Here is a 21,967-nt window from a genome sequence, read left to right on the forward strand (position 1 = left end):
TGATGTCGGTCTCGTCGGGGCGGGCGGTCCGGCCCCGTCAGGCCGACGGGCCGTGCCTCAGGACGGTGCCGACGCGGTCCTCGCCGGCACGCCGACCGCGGACGAGTCGGAGGCGACGTTGCGGACGACGACGGCGCCGGCTCCGACCCGCACACGGTCGCCGACGGTCACGTCCCCGACGATCGTCGCGCGGGCGCCGATGTAGACGTCGTCGCCGATGACGGGCGTCCGACCCTTCGACTCGCCGATGGTGACGCCGTGGTAGATGAACGCGTTCCTTCCAATCACCGTGCGCGGGTGCAGGATCACGCCGCGGCCCCAGTGGGGGAGCCGCAGGCCGGGCCCGACCTGAGCGGCCGGCGGCAGCTCGGCTCCGACGATCATGCGGGTCCAGACGAGATCGACCAGGCGGTAGACGAGGTGGAGGGGGAGCCGGGTCCTCCGAGAGCTCGAGTACTGCCCGAGTCGGAGGACGAGGACGGTGAGCCGGTCGGAGGCGTGGCCCTTGGCGGCCAGGTCCGCGCGGACGACGGCTCGGAGTTCGGCGAGATCCATGCTCCCAGTCTGAGTGGGAGCCTCGCGGGTGAGGGCGGGCCGTCGGAGATCGTCCGGGGCGTGGCGAGCATCCGCGAGCGGACGACACGGTGGCTCGATGCGCTAGCACGTCCTGACGCGCCGCGCCCGTACTGGCCGCTCTCCGCTCGACGTGATTGCCTGAACCCGTGCCTGATCTTCCGATGTTCCCGCTCGGCTCCGTGCTCCTGCCGCACATGCCGCTCCCGCTCCGGCTGTTCGAGCCGCGGTACCTGCGGATGCTCGGCGACGTCCTCGAGGACGAGACCCTCGCGTTCGGCGTCGTGCTCATCGAGCGCGGCCAGGAGGTGGGCGGCGGCGACCAGCGGTTCGCGGTCGGCGCCCGCGCGCGCATCCTGAACATCGACGGGGCGGAGTCGTTCGTCACGCTCGACTCCGTGGGCGAGGAGCGCTTCGAGGTCGTCCGCTGGTACGAGGACGACCCGTACCCGCGCGCCGAGGTCCGCCTGCTGCCCGATCTGGAGTGGGACGAGAAGCACGCCCCCGCGCTGGCTGCGGCGGAGTCGGCGGTCCGCACGGCACTGGCGGTCGCGAGCGAGTTCGTCGAGCAGCGCTACGGCGCGGTCGTCGAGCTCGCCGAGGATCCGGCCGCGCACGCCTGGCAGCTCGCCGGCGTCGCACCGGTCACCGAGCTCGACCGCCTCGCGTTCCTCCGCAGCTCCACCATGGAGGAGCTGCTGGAGTCGGTCCGGGAGCGCTCCGCCGAGGCGACCGAGTCGTTCCGCGCCGGCTGGGCCTGAGCCCCGTCCCGGCGTCCCACGACGAGCCCGTCAGTCCTCGAGGCTGACGCCGCGCTCCTCCGCCAGCTTGACCAGGTCGTCGACGACCACGAGCGCCATCCGCACCGAGCGGTCGCGGCGGTACTCCTCGTCGTCCGGGTCGATCCGCGAGGTGCGGTCGAGGGTCTCCTCGATCGACTGCGCGAGCTCGCGCCACGCGTCCTGACGGGCGTCGTCGACGAGCGTCGTGAGGTACTCCTCGTCCTGCGCCCGCCTGTGGAGGGAGTCGGCGACCAGGAGCGAGAGCCGCTCGCGGTGGTCGAGGTTGTCGACGTCGGCCGAGCGGTAGTCGTGCACGTGGTCGGAGCGGCCGCCCACCGAGGTCACGTCGGCGGCGATGCCGCGCAGGCGCTCGGCGGCCGCCTCGGACTCGCGCGCCAGCTTCTCGAGCTCCTCCGCGGCGACGACGGAGTAGCGGCCCGAGTCGAAGGGGACGTCAGCGCCGAGGCCGTCCATCAGCACCCGGTTCTTCACGGCCATGCGGCTCGCGTACTGCGCGAGCATCAGGCCCTCCTCGGCGGCCTCCTCGACGGAGGCGGGCTCGCGCGACGGGTTCTCATCGGGGTCGTACGGCTCCATCTTGAACCTGCGTCGACGCCGGAACCACACGTGCGTCACCTACATCCCGGAGCAGGCGCCCCGCCCGCCGGAGCACCTCTTCGAGAGTACCCGGCGGGCGGGCGCCGTGGTCGGCGGCTCAGGCCTCGCGCCAGTCGTCCTGCCGGAGGTGGGAGCCGGCCTGCGGCCCCATCTGCAGCATCCCGCCGTCCACGACGTACGAGGATCCGGTGATGGAGGAGGCGGCGGGAGAGGCCAGGAAGGCGACCACCGCCGCAATCTCGCGGGCGTCGCCGGGGCGGCCGAGGGGGATGCCGGGGCGGTCGATCGTGACGGGGTCCACGTCCTCGGCGTCGTTCATCGGCGTGGCGATCTCCCCGGGGGCGACGGCGTTGACGGTGATGCCGAGGGAGCCGAGCTCGAGTGCGGCCACCTTCAGCAGGCCGCCCAGCCCGTGCTTGGCAGCGGTGTAGGCGACAGAGCCGACCCGCGGCTGGTGCTCGTGGACACTGGTGACCGCGATGATCCTGCCGCCCGTGCCCTGGGCCGCCATGCGCCGCGCGGCGCGCTGGAGGCAGACGAACGCTCCGTCGAGGTTCAGGGCGACGGTCGAGCGCCAGCTGTCGAGGCTCTGCTCGAGGAAGGGCTCGCCCCCGCCTCCGCCCGCATTGCTGACGGCGACGTCGAGCCCGCCCAGTCGATCCGCGAGGTCGTCGTTCACGTCGCCCGCGCCCTCCAGATCCGTCGTGTCTAGGCGCGCGATCTCGGCGCGCCGGCCGAGGGAGCGCACCTCCTCCGCCGTGCCCTGCGCGCCCTCCTCGTCGCTGTGCCAGGTGATGCCGACGTCCATGCCCGCCTCGGCCAGTGCCACCGCGGTCGCCCGGCCGATGCCGGAGTCCGAGGCGGTCACCAGTGCACGGGTGGGCCGGAAGTCTCGAGGTCCCTGGGTCATGTCGTCTCCTGTCTCGATCGGGCCGCCGATCCGGCGGACACGGGTCGATCCCATCAGGGGATCCGACGCGCTCGGGAGCCGGTTGACAGGTCCGGGCTCGCGCGAGACGCGTGGCGGTGTCCCCGCTGAGCGCCCCGATCGCGTTGACTGGGCGGATGGATCACCGGCGCATCTCGGTCGTCGTCCCCGTGAAGGACGACGCCCGCCACCTCGAGCAGCTGCTCGAGCTCCTCCGCGAGCAGACGCTCGCTCCGTTCGAGATCGTCGTCGTCGACGACGGGAGCACCGACGACAGCGCCGCCGTCGCGCGAGCGGCGGGCGCGCGGGTGGTGCGGCACGACGGAGCCGGGATCCCGGCGAGCACGGCGCACGGCTTCGACGAGGCGCACGGCGACGTCCTCGCACGGCTCGACGCCGACTCCCGCCCGGGACCCGACTGGCTGGCGCGCCTGGCCGGCCACTTCGCCGATCCCGAGGTCGGAGCGGTGACCGGTCCCGGACGCTTCGACGAGCTCGGCCCGATCGCCCGGGTGATCGCGCGGGTCGCCTACATGGACGCCTACTTCGTGCTGATGGGGTCGGCGCTGGCCAACTGGCCGCTCTTCGGCTCCAACTGCGCCGTCCGCCGGTCGGCGTGGGAGGAGATCGCGGAGGAGATGCACCGGCACGACGCCTACGTGCACGACGACGTCGAGATCAGCGTGCACCTGGGACTCCGGCACCGGATCGTGCTCGACCGCCACCTCGAGGTCGGCATCTCGGCCCGCCCCTTCGGCGCCTTCGCCGACATGCTCCGCCGGTTCGACCGCGCTCTGCACACGCTGGCGCGGCACCCCGGGATGGGGTCGTCCCTGCAGCGCTGGACGCACCGGGTGCGCCGCACCCACCGCGACCGCCTGCGAGCGACGGCCGCGGCGCGCCGCTCCGGCTGACGACGAGAACCGACGGCGCCGCCTGTCGGCTAGGGCTGGGCCGCGTCCGGCCGGGCCGCGTCGGGCTCGGCCTCCGCCGCCCGATCGTCTCCGCGCGCGGTGCGCCCCTCCTTCGGCATCGCCCAGACCGCGGCGAGCATGCCCACGGCGAGGACCGTGAGCGCGATGCAGACGAAGCGGGTGCCCTCGGCGAGGTCCGCCGGTGCGGGGACGCCGCCGCCCGCCTTCGCGTTCACGATCGCGCCGAACACGGCCACGGCGACGGCGCTGCCGATGTTCCGGGCGAAGAAGTTGGTCGAGGAGACCACTCCGCGCTCGTTCCAGTCGACGCTCGACTGCGCCCGGATCAGCGTCGGAGTCGCCACGAGCCCCATGCCGGCGCCGATCAGCACGCAGAAGCCGGCGATCTCCCACAGCGTCGAGGAGGCGCCGAGCAGGACGGTCAGCGCCGTGCCGATCACGACGAGCCCCGCTCCGAGGAAGCCCGTGTTGCGGAAGCCGATGCGCAGGTAGAGCCGGCCCGACAGGCTCGCCGCGACCGGCCAGCCGAGCGTCATCGCCGCTACGGCGAATCCCGCGCCGAGGGCGGAGCTGCCGAGCACGCCCTGCGCGAAGGTCGGGAAGTACGAGGTGACGCCGAGCGTGATCGCGCCGACGGTCACCGAGACCAGGCTGGTCGAGATCAGCACGCGCCGCGTGAGGACCCAGAGGGGGAGCACCGGGGCGGCCGCGCGCCGCTCGATCGCGACGAAGCCGGCGAACGCGAGGGCCGAGACGACGAACACGCCGACTCCGGCGGGGGAGAGCCACGGCCAGGCGCTGCCGCCCTCGAGCAGCCCGAGGATGAGCAGCGCGGTGCCCACGGCGAGCACGGAGGCGCCCGCCACGTCGATCCGCTGCTTCTCGCCCCGCGTGGTCTCGCGGAAGCTGCGGATCAGGAGGAACGCCGCCAGGAGGCACAGGGGGATGTTGACGAGGAAGATGCCGCGCCAGGCGCCCAGGTCCGAGAGCACGCCGCCGAGGGTCGGCCCGACGACCGAGGAGATGCCCCAGACGCTCGCGAGGTAGCCCTGGGTCTTCGCACGCTCGGCGACCGTGTAGATGTCGCCGGCGATGGTGATGCCCATCGGCTGGATCGCTCCGGCCCCCAGGCCCTGCAGGGCTCGGAACGCGATCAGCGCGGGCATGCTCCAGGCGAGGCCGCACAGGAGCGAGCCGACCAGGAACAGGGCGATGCCGATCAGCATGATGGGCTTGCGCCCGATCACGTCGGCGAGCTTGCCGTAGAGGGGGACCGAGACGGCCTGGGCCAGCAGGTAGATCGAGAACAGCCAGGGGAACTGCTCGAAGCCCCCCAGGTCGGCGACGATGGACGGCACGGCCGTCGAGAGGATCGTGGCGTCGAGGGCGACCAGAGCGGTCGAGATCATCAGGGACAGCAGGATCGGGCCGCGCTCCGAGCGCAGTCCGACACTCGCGCGGGTGGGGGCGTCGGTCACTCTGCCCAGGCTATTCCATAGCCGGGGGATGGAAGCGGGGAGGAGAGGATCCGCTCCGGGGCTCGATAGACTGGTGGCATGGAACTCGTTCTCTGGCTCGTCGTGTCCGCCATCGCCGGTGTCGGCCTCGTCTCCGGAGTCGCGGCTCTCATCGCCATGACGCGGGCGCCCTGGTCGGCCGACAAGTAGCCGCCCGACCGGCCTCGCGCCGGCACTACTCGTAGATCCGCACCACGCTCCACTGCGGCTCCGTCGACGCGACCACGTCGAGCACGAACGCTCCGCCGGTCGCGACGTCTGTCGCCTGGAAGCGCCAGCCGCCGATGCTCACCGGTGTGCGCCCGAACGTCGGCGGGAACCCCTCGAGGGGCGCCCACCACTCGCTCGTGCAGGTCCACACCGTCGGCCGGTCGGTCACCCGGTAGCTCCCGCCCCGCCACTCGAGCGCGATCGGCACTCCCTCGCCGTCGGTCGAGACCAGCGCCGTCTCGTCGATCACCGCCATCGTCGTGCTCCCGTTCACTCGCCGGACCCGGTTGGCCGTTCGAACATGTGTTCGATAGTCTGCGAGTGTACGCCGCGGCGCTCGTGCTCGCCACGGCCGCGGATCGACCGGTGGGAGGCGCGATGATCGAGTGGAGTCCGCTCCAGATGCTGCGCAGCAGCGGGCAGGACGAGTGGGTGATGGTCGACGCCCTGCGCACCGGCCGGATCGGCCTGGTGCGCCGCATCGAGACCGGCCCGTACCGCGAGACCTGGTTCCGCGCGGTGACCTGGGCGGCGGAGCCGGAGAGGCGGACGCTCGTGGGCTACTCCCGCTCGATGGACACCATCGCGGCCGCCCTGTGGGCCCATCAGCCGCCGACGGCGCAGGAGAAGCCCTTCCCCGGCTACCCGCCCTCGCGGCCGTCGCCGTGACTCCTTCAGCGAGAGGGGGCCCGGCCGTCCCCGCGACGGCGGCCTCCGTGTCCGCCACGGGGGAGAATGGCCCGATGCTCCTCGCACTCGTCGGCGGCCCCACGGGGGCGTGGCGGGCGGTCGACCCCGTCGGCGGCGCCGAGGCCGGGAGCGGCAGGGGCCCGGCCGAGCTGGCGGCGTTCGTCCGGGAGCGGGAGCCGGAGCGCCCGCGCTGGGTCTGGGACGACACCGCGCGCTGGTACCCCGCACTGCTGTCGGCCGGCGTGGTCGTCGCCCGGTGCCACGACCTCCGGCTGGCCCGCGCGATCCTCCGCCGCTCGGTCTCCGCCGCCGCATCGGCTCTCGCGCGCTCGCCCCTCGACCCGTGGGACGCGGGAGCCGCGGCCCCCGCCGCGCAGGACACGCTGATCGGGTTCGAGGAGGCGGCGGGCGGCTCCGACGAGCTCGACCCCGTCCTCGAGCTGGCCCGGCAGGAGGAGGCGCTCTCCGGCGTCGCCGAGGCCGGCCGGCTCCGCCTGCTGCTCGCCGCCGAGTCCGTCGGCGCCCTGATCGCTCGCGAGATCGCCCACGCGGGGCTGCCGTGGCGCGCCGATGTGCACGACCGGGTGCTCACCGGGATGCTCGGCCCCCGCCCGCTCTTCGGCGGCCGCCCGGCCCTGCTGGAGGCGCTGGCCGTCCGTCTGCGCGACGAGCTCGGCGCGCCCGAGCTCAATCCCGACTCGCCGGCCGAGCTCCTCAAGGCGCTGCGGCGCGCGGGGCTGCCGGTCGAGTCGACGCGCTCCTGGGAGCTGCAGTCCCTCGAGCACCCCGCGGTGCCGCCCCTCCTGGAGTACAAGAAGCTCTCCCGGCTGCTCACCGCCAACGGCTGGGCGTGGCTCGACGCGTGGGTGCGCGACGGCCGGTTCCGGCCGGAGTACGTGGTGGGCGGCGTCGTCACCGGCCGCTGGGCGACCTCGGGCGGAGGGGCGCTGCAGCTGCCGCGGCAGATCCGCGCCGCGGTCACCGCGGATCCGGGCTGGAGCCTCGTGGTCGCGGATGCCGCGCAGCTCGAGCCGCGCATCCTCGCCGCGCTCTCGGGCGACTCGGCCATGGCCGCCGCCGGGCGGGGCCGCGACCTCTACCAGGGCATCGTCGACGCCGGCGTGGTCCCCGACCGGCCGCGGGCGAAGGTCGCGATGCTGGGGGCGATGTACGGGGCGACGAGCGGGGAGGCCGGACGGCTGCTCCCGAGGCTCGCCCGTGCCTACCCGCGCTCGGTCGCGCACGTCGAGGCGGCGGCTCGGGCGGGGGAGCGCGGCGAGAGCGTCTCGACGTGGCTCGGGCGCAGCTCGCCTCCGGGCCCCGAGGGGCTCTCGGCCGATGCGGCGCGAGCGCGCGAGTGGGGACGCTTCACCCGCAACTTCGTGGTGCAGGGGACCGCGGCCGAGTGGGCGCTCTGCTGGATGGGCGAGCTGCGGGCGCGACTGCGCGCCGAGGGTGGCACGGTCGGCCGGGCGCACCTCGTCTACTTCCTGCACGACGAGGTGATCGTGCACGCTCCCGCCGACGTCGGCGAGCGGGTCGCCGCGATCGTCCGCGAGGCGGCGGTGCGCGCCGGACGCTCGCTCTTCGGAGAGGGCGAGGTCGACTTCCCGGTCACCGTCGCCGTCGTCGACTCCTACGACCAGGCGAAGTGAGACGCGGGATCAGTACCAGTGCGGCGAGCGGTTGTTCCAGCTCGACCACGCGTTGCAGGGCGAGCCGTAGGCGCTCTTGATGTACGAGAGCCCCCAGTCGACCTGCGTCGCCGCGTTCGTCTGGTAGTCGGCTCCCGAGTTGGCCATCTTGCTCGCCGGGAGGGCCTGCGGGATGCCGTAGGCGCCGGAGGAGCGGTTCAGCGCGTTCCAGCGCCACCCCGACTCGCCGTTCCACAGCGGGATGAGGCACCGGTCGACCTGGTCGGCGCCCCAGCCGAAGCGGCCGACAGCGGTGCGGGCGTAGGCCTGGGCCTGCGCGGGGGAGAGGCCGTCCGTGCGTCCGGCGTAGGTGCCGAGGGCGGCGATGGTCTTGGCGGAGCTGTTGCGCGCGCCGGTCGGGTCGTCGTCGCCGAGTTCGACCGGGCCGCCTCCGCCACCTCCGCTGTTGGAGGGCGCTGCCGGAGCAGCGGCCGCGGCGGGAGCCGACGCGGCGCGCTGGCGGGCGGCCTCGGCCTCGGCGGCGAGGCGGGAGAGGCGCTGCTGCTCCTCGAACGCCGACTTCGCGTCCTGGCCGTCGGCGTACTCCCGCTCGATCTCGGCGGTGGTGTTCTTGAGCGAGGCGAGCTGGGTGTAGAGCTCCTGGCTGTACTTCTCCTGGTCGGCGACCTTGGCGTCGGCCTCGGCCTGAGCGGAGCGGGCGACCGAGAGCGCGTCGGCCGCGGCGGTGGCGAGGGAGACGCGCTCGCCCCGGGCCTGCTCGGCCTGAGCGGCGAGGGAGACGGCCTGGTTCTCGGTCGACTGCGCCGCGGTCTGGAGCCGGCTGGTCTGCTGGGTGAGCTGCGTCATGGTGCCGAGGCGGTAGAGCAGCTCGCTCGACTCGTCGCCGCCGATGAGGAGGTTGAGCGTCGCATCGGTCCCGCCGTTGCGGTAGAGCTGCGCGGCGAGACGGCCGGCCTGCTCCTTCGCTGCGTCGGCGTCCGAGCGGGCGGCGGAGGCGCGCTCCTCCAGGGCGCTCACGCGCTGGGTCGCCTCGTCGAGAGCGCTCTGCGCGGCGTCCGCCTCGGCGGCCCGGCTGATGGCGGCGTCGGTGAGGGCGGCGGCCTGGTCGCGCAGGTCGGCGAGGAAGGCGGTGATGCGGTCGACCTCGGCGGCGGTGGCGCTCTCGCTCGACTTCGCGGCCTCGACATCGGACCACGAGGGGTAGTCGGACGGGTCGTAGGCGGCGGACGCGGAGAGCGGGGCGGCGAGGGCGGCGCACAGGACGAGGACCGTGCCCGCTCCGGCGGCGACGAGGCGCCGGCGCGCCCGGGAGGGGACGCGGAGACCGAGGGGGGTGCGGGACATGCGAACCACCCTAGGCGACGGCAGCCGCGCCTGTCTCGTCCTAGCTCGAGGCTCGACGGCCCCGGCGGGGACGCTCGAGAGCGTATCCGCGGACGCCCCGTCCCGGCCCGTCGCCCGTGAGCTCGTCGCGGGCGGCCTCGAGGAGGCGCCGCAGGGCCTCCTCCCGCACGCCGGCGGCGATCGCGGCGAGGCGGCGCTGCGGGTGCGCGTCCTCCTCTTCCGCCTGCTCGTCGGCGGTGGCGGGCAGCGAGCTCTCGTACGCGTCGAGGACGGCGGCGAGGTCGGCGCCGGACAGGCTCGAGGCCAGCAGCACGCGGTCGAGGACGTCGTCCCAGTCCTCCTCCGGGGACGCTCCGTCACCCGTCAGCCAGGCGGCCGCCTCCGCGCGGCCCTCGCTGGTGAGCGCGTGCAGGGGGAGGCCGTCGTCGGTGGACCCGGCCGAGACGACGAGACCCCGCTCGCGCAGGCGCTCGAGCGTCGAGTAGATCTGGCCGACGTTGACCCGGGGCCGGTGCGCGGCACGGTCGAGGAGCTCGGCGTGCAGCTGGAGGCCGTAGGCGGGGCCGAGCGTGAGCAGGGCGAGCAGGCCGTCGCGGACGGACACGGTGCTCCTCCCGGCGGGCGTCTGGCGGTGTGCGGCGTCCGGCGGCGCGGACGACCTGAGTATAGGCAGGAGCCGCCCCCGGCCGGTCGAGCAGGCGCGGCGAGCCGCCTTGACGGAGGTCCGCCGCTCCTGCATGATCGGGCGTGGTGGCACGTCCACCGTCATAATCGAAGAAGGCGCACCGCAGAGTGTTCCGTGGTCCGGGTCGTTGGGGAAGACGCACCGGGACGAACGGAGGACACCATGGTGGCGCAGCAGACTCGGGGTGTGCTCTTCGTGCACTCCGCCCCCCGCGCGCTCTGCCCCCACCTCGAGTGGGGGACAGGTCGCGCCCTTGGTCGTGCCGTGAACTTCGCCTGGATCGAGCAGCCCGTGCTCCGCAGCACACTGCGCGCCGAGTTCGCCTGGGAGGGCCCGGTCGGAACCGGTGCCGTCGTCGCGTCCGCTCTCCGCGGCTGGGCCGATGTCCGCTACGAGGTCACCGAGGAGCCCTCGCCCGGCGTCGACGGCGGCCGCTGGATGCACACGCCCGAGCTCGGAATCTTCTACGCCCAGACCGACAGCGCGGGCAACACCGTCGTGCCCGAGGACCGCATCCGCTCCGCCATGGAGCTCGCCGGCGCCGACCCCATCGAGCTGCACCGCGAGTTGCGCCTCGCCCTCGGCCAGGCCTGGGAGGACGAGCTCGAGCCCTTCCGCTACGGCGGCGACTTCGCCCCCGTCGTCTGGATGCACGGGGTCGGCTGAGCTCATTCGACGCCGCTCCTCGCGCGGCGTCGCGCAGTCGGCTCGGTCGGGTGGTCGGGTTCCGTGGAGCGGCCGGCGTCCGGCGACGCCGATCCGCTGGCACGCGGATCGGCGGATACGCCTCGCGGGGACCGCTCGCTCCCGCCTCCCTGAACCAGGCGGCCAGCGGACCCCCCGTTCCGGCAGAGGTCCGCCTCGAAGCCGCGTCGTCACCTCGCGGTTGCCGCTCGCTGGCACGTCGACCAGACGGTCGGCGGAGCACCGCGTTCCGGCGGAGGGCGTCGGAAGACTCGCGGAGCCGCCCGCACCTCTGTCGCGCACGACACCGACGGTCCGAGTATTGGCGAGTCGCACGCTCCCCACGAGCGAAGCCGCCCTGATCCGAGCATCCGACCCGAGTCGCGGCGAAGCCCGCGCTCCCCTCGAGCACAGCTGCTTGAACCGAAGCTTTCTACCCGAGCCGCGGCGAAGCCCGCGCTCCCACCCGGACAGCTTCCGCGATCGGAGTATCCGACGCGAGTCGCGGCGAAGCCCGCGCTCCCACCCGGACAGCTTCGTTGATCCGATCATCCGACCCGAGTCGCGGCGAAGCCCGCGCCCCCACCAGCACCGCGTGCTCACCAGCCCGCACCAGACGGCGGCGCAGCTCCCTCGCGGCACGAGGCGTATCCGGGGATCCGCGTTCCAGCGGATCACCGTCGCCGCACCGCACCGGCCCTCGGGAACCCCGCCCCCCTCCCCAGCGGACGCGCCTGCGCCGCGCAAGGAGCGGCGCAGCCCGCTTTCTGCACGGTGGAGCGGGGCTACGCCCCGCTACACCGTCCGGAAAGCGGCAACAGCATTGTGCCCCCCGAACCCGAACGAGTTCGAGATGGCGACCAGCGGTCCGTCGCCGAGGGCGCGGGGGCTGGTGACGACGTCGAGGGGGATCTGGGGGTCCTGCTCGAAGAGGTTGATGGTGGGGGGTGCGGTGCGCACGTGGAGGGCGAGCACGGTGAAGATGGCCTCGAGCGCGCCGGTGCCGCCGAGGAGGTGGCCGGTGGACGCCTTGGTCGCGGAGACGGCGATGTTCGGGAGGTGGTCGCCGAAGACGCGCAGCAGGGCGCGGTACTCGGCGATGTCGCCGACCGGGGTGCTCGTCGCGTGGGCGTTGACGTGGGTGACGTCGGTGAGCGCGGCTCCGGCCTGCTCGAGGGCGCCGATCATGGCGCGGGCGGCGGCGGAGCCCTCGGGGTCCGGCGCCGTGATGTGGTACGAGTCGCTGGTGACGGCGCCGCCGGCGAGCTCCGCGTAGATGCGGGCTCCGCGGGCGAGGGCGTGCTCCTCGGTCTCGAGGATGAGCGTCGCGGCGCCTTCTCCGAGGACGAAGCCGTCGCGGGAGACGTCGTAGGGGCGCGAGGCGGTCGCCGGGTCGTCGTTGCGGCGCGAGAGGGCCTGCATCGACGCGAAGGCGGCGATCGGGAGCGGGTGGACGACCGACTCCGTGCCGCCGGCGACGACCACGTCGGCGAGGCCGAGCTGCATGTGCTCGTAGGCGTTCGCGAGGGCCTCGGTGCTGGAGGCGCAGGCCGACACGTCGGTGCGGGCGTAGGCGCGGGAGGGGATGGCCATGCTGATCGCGGCGGCGGCCGCGTTGGGCATGAGCATCGGGATGGTCATCGGGAGGACCCGGCGGGGACCGCGCTCGCGGAGGGTGTCCCACGCGTCGACGAGGGTCCAGAGGCCGCCGATGCCGGTCGAGTAGTCGACGCCCACGCGGAGCGGGTCGACGTCGGTGATGCCGGAGTCGGCCCAGGCCTCGCGGGCCGAGATGAGCGCGAACTGGCTGGAGGGGTCGAGGCGCTTCGCCTCCGGGCGGGAGAGCACCTCCTCCGGGCGGACCTTGGCCTGGGCGGCGAAGGTGACCGGGATGTCGTACTGGGCGACCCAGTCCTGCTCGAGGGAGCGGACGCCTGATTCGCCGGCGAGGAGTGCGTTCCAGGACTCCCGGGCGGTCCCGCCGAGGGGAGTGCTGGCACCGATTCCGGTGACGACGATCTTCTTGGTCATGACGAGCTTCTCTGTTCCGTGTGGGTGGGTGCCGGGCTCACCCCGGCCGACGATCGCCGGCCGGGGTGTCCGCCACGAGGACGGGGTGCGCGGGCGACGACTACTCGGACGCCTTGACGATGAAGCGGACCGCGTCGCCGACCGTCTTGAGGTTCTTGACCTCGTCGTCGGGGATCTTCACGTCGAACTTCTCCTCGGCGTTGACGACGATGGTCATCATCGAGATGGAGTCGATGTCGAGGTCGTCGGTGAACGACTTGTCCATCTCGACGGAGTCGGTGGCGATGCCCGTCTCGTCGTTGACAAGCTCGGCCAGGCCGGCGAGGACTTCTTCGTTGGACAGTGCCATGGTTCTCTCCTTGGGGGTTCTTCGGGTGTTCGTCAGTGACCGTAGGTCAGTTTAGGGGTGGGGTCGCGCCGGTCACGGGAGCACCACGACCTGCGCGCCGAACACCAGTCCGGCGCCGAAGCCGATCTGCAGCGCGAGTCCGCCGTGCAGCTCCGGGTGCTCCTCGAGCAGGCGGTGGGTGGCGAGCGGGATCGACGCGGCGGAGGTGTTGCCGGTGGTCTCGATGTCGCGGCCGATAGCGACGGTCTCGGGGAGCTTCAACTGCTTCGCGAGCTCGTCGATGATGCGCATGTTCGCCTGGTGGGGGATGAACGCGGCGAGGTCCTCGGGCTGGACGCCCGCCTCCGCGAGCGCCTGCTTGGCGACCTTGGCCATCTCCCAGACCGCCCAGCGGAAGACCGACGGGCCGTCCTGGCGGAGGGTGGGCCATTCGGCGGTGCCGTCGCGGTAGGCCGCGAGCGGGTTGTCCATGCCGACGGTGTCCCACTTGGAGCCGTCGGATCCCCAGACGGTCTTCGAGATGCCGGCGGTGTCGCTGGGGCCGACGACCGCGGCGCCCGCGCCGTCGCCCAGGAGGAAGGAGATGCTGCGGTCGGTCGACTTGACCAGCTCGGACAGCTTCTCGGCTCCGACGACGAGCACGTACTCGGCCAGGCCGGAGCGGATGAAGGAATCGGCCTGGGCGATGCCGTAGGTGTAGCCGGCGCAGGCGGCCGAGATGTCGTACGCCGGGGCGGGGTTCGCCCCGATGCGGTCCGCGAGGAGCGCAGCCAGCGACGGGGTCTGCACGGTGTTGCTGATCGTGGAGACGAGCACGACGCCGATCTGGTCCGGGCGGATGCCCGCCTTCTCGATCGCCTCGAGGGAGGCGGTGGTCGCGAGGTCGACCGCGTGGATGTCGGCGGAGGCCCTGCGGCGCTCGATGATGCCGGTGCGCTGGCGGATCCACTCGTCGGAGGAGTTGATCGGCTCGATCAGGTCGTCGTTCGGGACGACGAGGTCGCCGCGTGCCGCGCCGATGCCGAGGATCCGGGTGTAGGCGCTGCCGCTGGACTGGGTGAGGGAAGGGGTCGTCATGGGGTCTCTCCTGCTAGGCGGCGTGCTCGTCGAGGAAGGCGCGGGCGGCGTCCACGTCGTCGGGGGTCGTGATGGCGATGCTCGGCACGCCCTTGAGGCCGCGCTTGGCGAGGCCGACCAGCGCGCCGGCGGGTGCCAGCTCGATGATCCCGGTGACGCCCGCGTCGGCGAAGGCCGCCATGCAGAGGTCCCAGCGGACGGGGGAGGCGACCTGGCCGACGAGCAGCTCGAGGAACGCGGCGCCGGAGTCGACGACCGACCCGTCGCGATTCGTCCAGAGACGGAGCGTCGGGTCGGAGGGGGTCAGCCCGGCGGCGACGCCGGCGAGGGAGTCGCGGGCGGGCGCCATGTAGCGGGTGTGGAAGGCGCCGGCCACCTGCAGGGGGATCACGCGGGTCCCGCGGAGCGGCTCCGCCTTGAGGGCCTCGAGCGCGTCGACCGCGCCGGCGACGACGATCTGCCCGCCGCCGTTGTAGTTGGCCGGCTCGAGGCCGAGCTCGTCGAGACGGGCGATCAGGGCCTGCTCGTCGCCGCCGAGGACCGCGCTCATCGCGGTCGGCTCGGCGGCGGCCGCAGCGGCCATGGCACGGGCGCGCTCGCGGACGAACACCAGCGCGTCGGCCTCGGTGAGGACCCCGGCTCCGGCGGCCGCGGTGATCTCGCCGACGGAGTGGCCGGCGATGCCCGCGATGCGCTCGCGCCGTCCGCCCTCGAGGAGGGCGGCGAGGCTCACGAGTCCCGCGGAGACGATCAGGGGCTGGGCGACCGCGGTGTCGCGGATGGTGTCCGCGTCCGAGACGGTGCCGTGCGCGGCGAGGTCGATGCCGACCGCCTCCGAGTGCGCGGCGACCTGCTCGGCCACGGAGGGGATCTCGAGCCAGGGGGCGAGGAATCCGGGGGTCTGGGAGCCCTGACCCGGGGCGACGACGACGATCACGGTATCCAGTCTTCCGATCTGCGCTCGCACGTGCGGCGCGTGGAGCCACTGACAAAGCACAAAGAGCTTGTCGCGGGTCTACAAGTGTTCAGGGGCGGGAGGGGTTCGGCGAGCGGAGGGCCTCAGCGTCGGGACGGCTTCCGGCGGACGGCGCCGTCCGGGTCGCTCATGGAGCCGAGGATGAGGGCGGACTGGAGGATGAGCGCCTCGCGGGCGCCCGTCGCGTCCCAGCCGATCACCTCGGCGACCCGCTTGAGGCGGTAGCGCACCGTGTTCGGGTGCACGAACAGCTCGCGGGCGGTCGCCTCGAGGGAGCGGCCGTTGTCGAGGTAGGCCCACAGCGTGGTCAGCAGCTCGGTCGAGTGCTTCTGCAGGGGCCGGTAGATCTGCGTGATGAGGCTCTGGCGGGCGAGCGGGTCGCCGGCGAGGGCGCGCTCGGGAAGGAGGTCGTCGGCGTTGACCGGTCGCGGCGCGTTCCGCCAGGAGCGGGCGACCGCGAAGCCGGCGAGGGCCGCGCGGGCGCTGCGGGACGCCTCGACCAGGGTCGGCACCTCGTGGCCGAGGACGAGGTGACCCGTTCCGAAGCCGGGCTCGAGCGCCTCCGCGATCTCGAGGAACGCGACCGGCGGGCCGGTCTCCTCCGTGGCGTTCTCGCTCGGCTCGGCGCGGCCGATGACCAGGACGAGCCGGCTGCCCTGCACGCCGATCAGCACGTCGGCGTCCATGTGCCGGGCCGTGCGGCGCAGCTGGTCGACGTCGAGCATCTTGGGGGCGGTGCCCACCAGGACGGCGACCTCGCCGTGGCCGTGCCAGCCGAGGGCGGCGATCCGGCTGGGCAGCTCGTCGTCGGCCTCGCCCGTGAGGATCGAGTCGACGACCAGCGCCTCCAGGCGCGCGTCCCAGAGGCCTCGGGCCTCGGCGGCGCGCGCGTAGACGTCGGCCGCGGCGAAGGCGATCTCGCGCGAGTAGAGGAGGATCGCCTCGCGGAGGTCCTCCCCGCCGTTCTTGATCCGGTCCTCGACGACCTCGACCGTCACCTTGATCAGCTGCAGCGTCTGCGTCAGCGAGACGGAGCGCAGCAGCTCGCGGGGAGCGGCTCCGAACACGTCCGCCGCGATCCACGGCGTGGCCGACGGGTCGTCGAACCACGAGATGAACGAGGTGATGCCGGCCTGAGCGACGAGGCCGACCGCCGAGCGCCGACCGGGGGGCATGCTGCCGTACCAGGGCAGCGTGTCCTCGAGTCGCTTGATCGTCTGCGTCGAGAGCTCACCGGCGAGGGTGCGCAGCCAGGCGAGGGTCTGCTCCTTCGTGCGGGGAGCGCCCGGCCGGGTGGCCGGACGCTCCGCCGCAGGAGCAGGACCCCGCGCACTCGACGGTGCGGGTTCCTGCGAGAGCACGGACTCGTCCGTCAGCTCTCGCCGCCCGCGTTGCCGGTGGTGCCGGCGTTGACGTCGAGGAGGCGGTACTTCTCGATCGCCTGGACGGCGAGCGCGGGGTCGACCTCGCCGCGCTTGGCGAGCAGCTGCAGCGTCCGCACGACGACCGAGGGGCCGTCGATCTGGAAGTAGCGCCGCGCCGCCGCACGGGTGTCCGAGAAGCCGAAGTCGTCCGCGCCGAGCGTCGCGAAGTCGCCCGGGATGAACTGGCGCAGCTGGTCGGGGACCTGGTGCGAGAAGTCCGAGACGGCGACGAAGGGGCCCTTCGCGTCGGCCAGCTTCTGCGTCACGTACGGCACCTGCTCGGCGTCCTCGGGGTGGAGGAAGTTGTGCTGCTCGGCCTTGATGCCGTCGCGGCGCAGCTCGTTCCACGAGGTGACCGACCAGACGTCCGCCGAGACGCCCCAGTCCTCAGCGAGGAGCTTCTGCGCCTCGATCGCCCACGGCACCGCGACGCCCGAGGCGAGGAGCTGGGCCTTCGGCCCGTCCCACTGGCCCCAGGAGATGCGGTGGATGCCGCGGACGATGCCCTCGACGTCGACGTCCTCCGGCTCCTTCGGCTGCACGATCGGCTCGTTGTAGACCGTGATGTAGTACATGACGTTCGGGTCGGTGTGCTTCCCGCCGTACATGCGCTCGAGTCCGGACTGCACGATGTGCGCGATCTCGTACCCGTAGGCCGGGTCGTAGCTCACGACGGCGGGGTTGGTCGCCGCGAGGATCGGGGAGTGCCCGTCCGCGTGCTGGAGGCCCTCGCCGGTCAGCGTGGTGCGTCCCGCGGTGGCGCCGATCATGAAGCCGCGCGACATCATGTCGCCGGCCGCCCAGATCGCGTCGCCCGTGCGCTGGAACCCGAACATCGAGTAGAAGACGTAGACCGGGATGAGCGGCTCGCCCTGCGTCGAGTACGAGGTGCCGATCGCGGTGAACGCCGCGAGGGCGCCCGCCTCGTTGATGCCGACGTGGAGGATCTGACCCTGCGGGCTCTCCTTGTAGGCCAGGAGGAGCTCGCGGTCGACCGACGTGTAGTGCTGGCCGCGCGGGTTGTAGATCTTCGCGTTCGGGAAGAACGCGTCCATGCCGAAGGTGCGCGCCTCGTCCGGGATGATCGGGACGACGCGGTTGCCGAAGTCCTTCGAGCGGAGGATGTCCTTCAGGATGCGGACGAACGCCATGGTGGTGGCGATCTCCTGCGTCCCGGAGCCCTTCTTGCCGACCGCGTAGGCCGAGTCCTCGGGGAGGTTCAGCTGCGTGTACTTCGAGCGGCGCTCGGGGAGGTAGCCGCCGAGCGCGCGGCGGCGCTCCTGCAGGTACTCGATCGCCTCGTCGTTCTGACCGGGGTGGTAGTACGGCGGGAGGTAGGGGTTCTCCTCGAGCTGCGCGTCCGTGATCGGGATGCGCATGGTGTCGCGGAACGACTTGAGGTTGTCCAGCGTCATCTTCTTCATCTGGTGGGTCGCGTTGCGGCCCTCGAAGCTGCGGCCGAGACCGTAGCCCTTGATGGTGTGGGCGAGGATGACGGTGGGCTGGCCCTTGTGCTCCGTCGCGGCCTTCATGGCCGCGTAGATCTTGCGGTAGTCGTGGCCGCCGCGGCGCAGGCCCCAGATCTGCTCGTCGGAGTAGCCCTCGACGAGCTTCTTGGCGCGCGGGTCGCGGCCGAAGAAGTTCTCGCGGACGTAGGCGCCGTCCTCCGTCTTGTAGGTCTGGAAGTCGCCGTCGGGCGTCTTGTTCATCAGGTCGAGTAGCGCGCCCTCGGTGTCGCGGGCGAGCAGGTCGTCCCACTCGCGGCCCCAGATGAGCTTGATGACGTTCCAGCCCGCGCCGCGGAAGTACGACTCGAGCTCCTGCACGATCTTGCCGTTGCCGCGGACGGGTCCGTCGAGGCGCTGGAGGTTGCAGTTGACGATGAAGTTCAGGTTGTCGAGGCCGTCGTTCGCGGCGACCTGGAGCTGACCGCGCGACTCGACCTCGTCCATCTCGCCGTCGCCGAGGAACGCCCAGACCTGCTGGTCGGAGGCGTCCTTGATGCCGCGGTTGGTGAGGTACTTGTTCGCCTGCGCCTGGTAGATCGCGTTGATCGGGCCGAGGCCCATCGACACGGTCGGGAACTGCCAGAACTCCGGCATGAGCCGCGGGTGCGGGTAGCTGGAGAGCCCGCCGCCCCGGTGCGACTTCTCCTGGCGGAAGCCGTCGAGCTGGTGCTCGCTCAGGCGTCCCTCGAGGAAGGCGCGCGCGTACGGGCCGGGGGAGGCGTGGCCCTGGATGAAGACCTGGTCGCCGCCGCCCGGGTGGTCCTGGCCGCGGAAGAAGTGGTTGAAGCCGACCTCGTACAGCGAGGCGCTCGACGCGTACGTCGAGATGTGGCCGCCGACCCCGATGCCGGGACGCTGCGCGCGGTGCACGAGGATGGCCGCGTTCCAGCGGATCCACGCGCGGTAGCGGCGCTCGACGTCCTCGTCGCCCGGGAAGTCGGGCTCGTTCTCGGGCGCGATGGTGTTGATGTAGTCCGTGGTGGGCACCATCGGCACGCCGAGGTGGAGCTCCTTGGAGCGCTTGAGGAGGCTGAGCATGACGTCGCGCCCGCGACCCCGGCCCCGCTCCTCGACGAGCGCATCGAGCGACTCGTTCCACTCCGACGTTTCCTCGGGGTCCGAGTCCACGTGACCGACGGAATACGGGTCCTGATCGTTAACAGTCACCCTCGACCTCTCTCTGGGGGCAGATCGTGCCCGAGACATCACTCTCATGAAGCGGTGCGGATCCGCGGATCCGGGGCTCGGATGACGAGCCGCGCGCGGGCACCTCCGTCAGCCTAGCGATTCCCGTGCCCCGAACCTGGAATCGCACTGTGGTGATCCACGAGGAATGGGCGCCGACGACTGTAGGAGAGCGCCAGCCGGGACGCGTCGACCGGCCCGTGATCGGGGGAGACGGGCCGTTCCTTGGAGTCTGCGCGGAGCGGGTCTAGCATTGCCCCTCGTGCTCGCGCGACTCTCGTGCGCACGGAAGGACATCGGACCGATGGCTCTCGAGAAGCTGACCCTGGCTCCCGACTTCGAACTCGCGAACCAGTACGGCGAGCGCATCCAGCTGGGCGACTTCCACGGGCGGCGCAACGTCGCCCTGGTGTTCTTCCCCCTCGCCTTCTCCGGCACCTGCACGGGCGAGTTCTGCGCGCTGCGCGAGAACCTCTCCCTCTTCGAGCACGCCGACGTGGAGCTGATCGGCATCTCGGTCGACTCCAAGCACACGTTGCGCGCCTGGGGCGAGAAGCAGGGCTACGACTTCACGCTCCTCTCCGACTTCTGGCCGCACGGCGACGTCGCCAAGCAGTACGGCGTGTTCACCGAGGCGAAGGGCTACGCGACCCGCGCGACCTTCCTCATCGACAAGGCCGGCGTCATCCGGGACACGTTCATGACCGCCCCGGGCGAGCCTCGCTCGATCGACGCATACCGCGCCGCGATCGACGCGCTCGTCCCCGCGCACGTCTGACCCTCCGGAGGCGGACCGCCCCGGTCGTCAGCTGAGGATGTTGACGGCCCGGGAGATCACGAGGGCCAGCAGGACGAATCCGGTGAACGCCTCGGCGATCATCAGGAGCTTCATCCGGCTCGACAGCGGCATCGTGTCGGTCGGGCTGAACGCCATGGTGTTCGTCGTCGACACCGAGAGGTAGTCCACGAAGCCGGGCCGCCAGTCGGCGCGCTCGGAGGAGGTCGCGGCGACCTCGGGCGCGGTGTCGCGGTAGGTGTCCTGCGGGAAGGCGAAGTCGGCCGCCGGCAGCTCGGTGCGGGGAAGCGTTCCGCGGGCGACCGGACCGCCGCGGTCGAGCTCCCAGAACAGCAGCGCGTACGCGACGACGTTGGTGACCCAGACCTGGAGCGCGGTGAGCAGCAGCGGAGGGCCGTCGGCCGTCCCGTCGACGAGGTCGATCACCACGGCGACCACGTTCACCTGGTTCGCCACGGCGAGCACGACCGCCAGCGCGATGGAGACCCCGCGCGACCAGCGCGTCTCGCTGTCGAGTCGGTGCGGGTTCACGACGAACAGCGGCACGAGCAGCGCGAGCGTGATGCCGGCGGCGACGAGGCGGACCACCGAGGTGTCGGCGCTGTGGCCGGCCACGTTCAGGGCGACGGCCACCAGGATCGCGGCGGAGGCGGGCCAGCGGCTCTCGGCGCGCCGCCTCGCCCGGGAGTCGCTGTCGGCGGTCATGTGCCGAGGCTAGTGCCCGCAGGGGGCCGCTCCGCCTGCCGTAGGATCGAGTCGATCGTCCGCGGGTGAGACCGCGACGGGGGCCTTTAGCTCAGTTGGTAGAGCGCCACGTTTACACCGTGGATGTCATCGGTTCGAGCCCGGTAGGGCCCACCACGTCCGGCGATCGGACACTGCGCGTCAGCGGGACTGGCGGCGCTTGTAGGGCTTGGGCTGGCCCTTGACGATCGGCGCGCGCCCGGTCCCCTTGGAGGCCTTGGCCTTGCCTCCCGACTTCGGGGCCGCCTCCGGCTCGTCGCCGAGCGCGGCGAGCTCCTCGCGGGCCGAGGCGAGGCGCTGCCGCCCGGCCGCGGTGAGGGTCGTGGCGGCGGCACCGGGCTCGAAGAGCGGCTTGCCGAGGTCGAGCTCGACGGCGGCGACGGAGGAGTCGAGCTTCTGCCGCGAGATGCCGAGGCGCTCGGCGGCGCGCACGAAGTGCAGCTCCTCGGCGACCGCCACGAAGTGGCGCAGCTGGCTGATCTTCATCCCGAACCCTTCACGGCCGCTCTCTGCGGCACGACCACGGTACGCGGTCCGGGAGGGGGCGCCGACCGCCGGGAGCGCCGTCGGGAGCAGCGGCGACCCGTCGATCCGCGCCAGAGGACCCGGCGGACATTGCCGGACGGAGGCGGGAGGCCTACGGTCGCGCCCGTGGGCGGTCCCGAAGCCGGCCACGGAGAGAGGCCGACGTGGGCGCGCTCATCTACAGCTCGATCGCGTCGCTCGACGGCTACGTGAACGACGCGGACGGCGGATTCGCCTGGGCGGAGCCGCGACCCGCCGTGCACCGCTTCATCACGGAGCGCGAGGGGCGGGTGCGCACGTACCTGTACGGGCGGCGCATGTACGAGGTCATGCGCGCGTGGGAGCAGACCTGGGCCCTCGCGGAGGAGTTCGCGTTCATCCGCGACTTCCAGGAGATGTGGCGGGCGGCCGACAAGGTCGTGTACTCGACGACGCTGGAGTCGGCCGAGACCCGCCGTACCCGCGTCGAGGTCGGATTCGACCCGGTCGTCGTCGCCGCGCAGGTCAGCGCCGCCGACCACGACGTCTCGATCGGCGGGCCGACCCTCGCCCGGCACGCGCTGCTCGCCGGGATCGTCGACGAGGTGCAGGTCTACACGGTGCCGGTGGCGGTGGGCGGCGGGACCCACTTCCTCCCGTGCGGGTTCCACGCGCGCCTCGACCTGCGCGAGGAGCACCGCTTCGCCGACGGCACGGTCTTCACGCGCTACAGCGTGCGGCGATGAGACCGG

At 72.6% G+C, this 21,967-nt stretch carries 22 protein-coding genes and 1 tRNA gene; 8 read left to right on the forward strand and 15 right to left on the reverse strand.

The window, feature by feature from the left end:
• Window positions 1-57: 57 nt before the first annotated feature.
• Window positions 58-555 (reverse strand): DapH/DapD/GlmU-related protein, encoded by a 498-nt coding sequence (locus C5D36_RS11655; protein ID WP_104295890.1) that lies wholly within the window; start codon window positions 553-555, stop codon window positions 58-60.
• A 167-nt stretch (window positions 556-722) separates the two neighbouring features.
• Here C5D36_RS11655 and C5D36_RS11660 point away from each other — a divergent pair, with 167 nt between their 5' ends.
• Window positions 723-1,334 (forward strand): LON peptidase substrate-binding domain-containing protein, encoded by a 612-nt coding sequence (locus tag C5D36_RS11660; RefSeq protein WP_244229436.1) that lies wholly within the window; start codon window positions 723-725, stop codon window positions 1,332-1,334.
• Window positions 1,335-1,364: 30 nt separating this feature from the next.
• On the opposite strand, the gene C5D36_RS11665 is transcribed toward C5D36_RS11660, so the two are convergent.
• On the reverse strand, window positions 1,365-1,952 hold the full coding sequence (locus tag C5D36_RS11665) for a hypothetical protein (RefSeq protein WP_104295891.1): 588 nt from the start codon (window positions 1,950-1,952) through the stop codon (window positions 1,365-1,367).
• Between the two features lie 118 nt (window positions 1,953-2,070).
• A complete protein-coding gene (locus tag C5D36_RS11670; RefSeq protein ID WP_104295907.1) occupies window positions 2,071-2,883 on the reverse strand; it encodes an SDR family oxidoreductase in 813 nt (270 codons plus the stop codon).
• A 155-nt stretch (window positions 2,884-3,038) separates the two neighbouring features.
• Between C5D36_RS11670 and C5D36_RS11675 the strand changes: the two genes are divergently transcribed.
• Complete coding sequence (locus C5D36_RS11675; RefSeq protein ID WP_104223456.1) at window positions 3,039-3,815, forward strand: glycosyltransferase family 2 protein; 777 nt, start codon at window positions 3,039-3,041, stop codon at window positions 3,813-3,815.
• A 29-nt stretch (window positions 3,816-3,844) separates the two neighbouring features.
• On the opposite strand, the gene C5D36_RS11680 is transcribed toward C5D36_RS11675, so the two are convergent.
• Complete coding sequence (locus tag C5D36_RS11680; protein ID WP_104295908.1) at window positions 3,845-5,245, reverse strand: MDR family MFS transporter; 1,401 nt, start codon at window positions 5,243-5,245, stop codon at window positions 3,845-3,847.
• Between the two features lie 283 nt (window positions 5,246-5,528).
• Window positions 5,529-5,837, reverse strand: a complete 309-nt coding sequence (locus C5D36_RS11685; protein ID WP_146080951.1) for a hypothetical protein — start codon at window positions 5,835-5,837, stop codon at window positions 5,529-5,531.
• A gap of 104 nt (window positions 5,838-5,941) precedes the next feature.
• Between C5D36_RS11685 and C5D36_RS11690 the strand changes: the two genes are divergently transcribed.
• A complete protein-coding gene (locus C5D36_RS11690; protein WP_146076962.1) occupies window positions 5,942-6,232 on the forward strand; it encodes a hypothetical protein in 291 nt (96 codons plus the stop codon).
• Window positions 6,233-6,306: 74 nt separating this feature from the next.
• A complete protein-coding gene (locus C5D36_RS11695) occupies window positions 6,307-7,908 on the forward strand; it encodes a bifunctional 3'-5' exonuclease/DNA polymerase (RefSeq protein WP_104295892.1) in 1,602 nt (533 codons plus the stop codon).
• A 9-nt stretch (window positions 7,909-7,917) separates the two neighbouring features.
• Here C5D36_RS11695 and C5D36_RS11700 read toward each other — a convergent pair whose 3' ends face one another.
• Complete coding sequence (locus C5D36_RS11700; protein ID WP_104269256.1) at window positions 7,918-9,252, reverse strand: hypothetical protein; 1,335 nt, start codon at window positions 9,250-9,252, stop codon at window positions 7,918-7,920.
• Between the two features lie 40 nt (window positions 9,253-9,292).
• Window positions 9,293-9,856, reverse strand: a complete 564-nt coding sequence (locus tag C5D36_RS11705) for a PadR family transcriptional regulator (protein WP_181067942.1) — start codon at window positions 9,854-9,856, stop codon at window positions 9,293-9,295.
• A gap of 243 nt (window positions 9,857-10,099) precedes the next feature.
• Here C5D36_RS11705 and C5D36_RS11710 point away from each other — a divergent pair, with 243 nt between their 5' ends.
• On the forward strand, window positions 10,100-10,603 hold the full coding sequence (locus tag C5D36_RS11710) for a DUF3145 domain-containing protein (protein ID WP_104295894.1): 504 nt from the start codon (window positions 10,100-10,102) through the stop codon (window positions 10,601-10,603).
• An 813-nt stretch (window positions 10,604-11,416) separates the two neighbouring features.
• Here the strand turns inward: C5D36_RS11710 and C5D36_RS11715 are convergent.
• The 6 genes from C5D36_RS11715 to aceE form a co-directional block, all read right to left on the reverse strand.
• Window positions 11,417-12,652 carry a beta-ketoacyl synthase gene (locus C5D36_RS11715; protein ID WP_104295895.1) on the reverse strand — a complete coding sequence of 412 codons (1,236 nt, stop codon included), beginning with the start codon at window positions 12,650-12,652 and terminating at the stop codon, window positions 11,417-11,419.
• A gap of 100 nt (window positions 12,653-12,752) precedes the next feature.
• Entirely contained in the window at window positions 12,753-13,001 is a 249-nt protein-coding gene (locus C5D36_RS11720) for an acyl carrier protein (protein ID WP_104223463.1), read from the reverse strand.
• Window positions 13,002-13,073: 72 nt separating this feature from the next.
• Window positions 13,074-14,078, reverse strand: coding sequence for a beta-ketoacyl-ACP synthase III (locus C5D36_RS11725; RefSeq protein WP_104223464.1), 1,005 nt, complete (start codon window positions 14,076-14,078; stop codon window positions 13,074-13,076).
• 13 nt (window positions 14,079-14,091) lie between these two features.
• On the reverse strand, window positions 14,092-15,015 hold the full coding sequence (locus tag C5D36_RS11730; protein WP_104226672.1) for an ACP S-malonyltransferase: 924 nt from the start codon (window positions 15,013-15,015) through the stop codon (window positions 14,092-14,094).
• A 122-nt stretch (window positions 15,016-15,137) separates the two neighbouring features.
• Window positions 15,138-16,304 carry a CdaR family transcriptional regulator gene (locus C5D36_RS11735; RefSeq protein ID WP_181027189.1) on the reverse strand — a complete coding sequence of 389 codons (1,167 nt, stop codon included), beginning with the start codon at window positions 16,302-16,304 and terminating at the stop codon, window positions 15,138-15,140.
• A gap of 122 nt (window positions 16,305-16,426) precedes the next feature.
• Window positions 16,427-19,153, reverse strand: coding sequence for a pyruvate dehydrogenase (acetyl-transferring), homodimeric type (gene aceE, locus C5D36_RS11740; RefSeq protein ID WP_104295896.1), 2,727 nt, complete (start codon window positions 19,151-19,153; stop codon window positions 16,427-16,429).
• A gap of 322 nt (window positions 19,154-19,475) precedes the next feature.
• Between aceE and C5D36_RS11745 the strand changes: the two genes are divergently transcribed.
• The gene (locus C5D36_RS11745; RefSeq protein WP_104295897.1) at window positions 19,476-19,949 is read left to right on the forward strand and encodes a peroxiredoxin; all 474 of its coding nucleotides are present in this window, start codon (window positions 19,476-19,478) and stop codon (window positions 19,947-19,949) included.
• 27 nt (window positions 19,950-19,976) lie between these two features.
• On the opposite strand, the gene C5D36_RS11750 is transcribed toward C5D36_RS11745, so the two are convergent.
• On the reverse strand, window positions 19,977-20,672 hold the full coding sequence (locus C5D36_RS11750; RefSeq protein WP_104226669.1) for a hypothetical protein: 696 nt from the start codon (window positions 20,670-20,672) through the stop codon (window positions 19,977-19,979).
• An 80-nt stretch (window positions 20,673-20,752) separates the two neighbouring features.
• Between C5D36_RS11750 and C5D36_RS11755 the strand changes: the two genes are divergently transcribed.
• Window positions 20,753-20,828, forward strand: a tRNA-Val gene (locus C5D36_RS11755).
• 24 nt (window positions 20,829-20,852) lie between these two features.
• Here C5D36_RS11755 and C5D36_RS11760 read toward each other — a convergent pair.
• Complete coding sequence (locus tag C5D36_RS11760; RefSeq protein WP_104223469.1) at window positions 20,853-21,197, reverse strand: LysR family transcriptional regulator; 345 nt, start codon at window positions 21,195-21,197, stop codon at window positions 20,853-20,855.
• Between the two features lie 203 nt (window positions 21,198-21,400).
• Here C5D36_RS11760 and C5D36_RS11765 point away from each other — a divergent pair, with 203 nt between their 5' ends.
• On the forward strand, window positions 21,401-21,961 hold the full coding sequence (locus C5D36_RS11765) for a dihydrofolate reductase family protein (RefSeq protein ID WP_104234197.1): 561 nt from the start codon (window positions 21,401-21,403) through the stop codon (window positions 21,959-21,961).
• The last annotated feature ends 6 nt before the right edge of the window (window positions 21,962-21,967 follow it).

Source organism: Rathayibacter sp. AY1C6 (genome assembly GCF_002931535.1).
Classification (GTDB): domain Bacteria; phylum Actinomycetota; class Actinomycetes; order Actinomycetales; family Microbacteriaceae; genus Rathayibacter.

Coding starts and splice junctions, on each gene's coding strand:
- C5D36_RS11655 (WP_104295890.1), bottom strand. CDS start 555: ATGGATCTCGCCGAACTCCGAGCCGTCGTCCGCGCGGACCTGGCCGCC.
- C5D36_RS11665 (WP_104295891.1), bottom strand. CDS start 1,952: ATGGAGCCGTACGACCCCGATGAGAACCCGTCGCGCGAGCCCGCCTCC.
- C5D36_RS11670 (WP_104295907.1), bottom strand. CDS start 2,883: ATGACCCAGGGACCTCGAGACTTCCGGCCCACCCGTGCACTGGTGACC.
- C5D36_RS11675 (WP_104223456.1), top strand. CDS start 3,039: ATGGATCACCGGCGCATCTCGGTCGTCGTCCCCGTGAAGGACGACGCC.
- C5D36_RS11680 (WP_104295908.1), bottom strand. CDS start 5,245: ATGATCTCGACCGCTCTGGTCGCCCTCGACGCCACGATCCTCTCGACG.
- C5D36_RS11690 (WP_146076962.1), top strand. CDS start 5,942: ATGATCGAGTGGAGTCCGCTCCAGATGCTGCGCAGCAGCGGGCAGGAC.
- C5D36_RS11695 (WP_104295892.1), top strand. CDS start 6,307: ATGCTCCTCGCACTCGTCGGCGGCCCCACGGGGGCGTGGCGGGCGGTC.
- C5D36_RS11700 (WP_104269256.1), bottom strand. CDS start 9,252: ATGTCCCGCACCCCCCTCGGTCTCCGCGTCCCCTCCCGGGCGCGCCGG.
- C5D36_RS11710 (WP_104295894.1), top strand. CDS start 10,100: ATGGTGGCGCAGCAGACTCGGGGTGTGCTCTTCGTGCACTCCGCCCCC.
- C5D36_RS11715 (WP_104295895.1), bottom strand. CDS start 12,652: ATGACCAAGAAGATCGTCGTCACCGGAATCGGTGCCAGCACTCCCCTC.
- C5D36_RS11720 (WP_104223463.1), bottom strand. CDS start 13,001: ATGGCACTGTCCAACGAAGAAGTCCTCGCCGGCCTGGCCGAGCTTGTC.
- C5D36_RS11725 (WP_104223464.1), bottom strand. CDS start 14,078: ATGACGACCCCTTCCCTCACCCAGTCCAGCGGCAGCGCCTACACCCGG.
- C5D36_RS11745 (WP_104295897.1), top strand. CDS start 19,476: ATGGCTCTCGAGAAGCTGACCCTGGCTCCCGACTTCGAACTCGCGAAC.
- C5D36_RS11750 (WP_104226669.1), bottom strand. CDS start 20,672: ATGACCGCCGACAGCGACTCCCGGGCGAGGCGGCGCGCCGAGAGCCGC.
- C5D36_RS11760 (WP_104223469.1), bottom strand. CDS start 21,197: ATGAAGATCAGCCAGCTGCGCCACTTCGTGGCGGTCGCCGAGGAGCTG.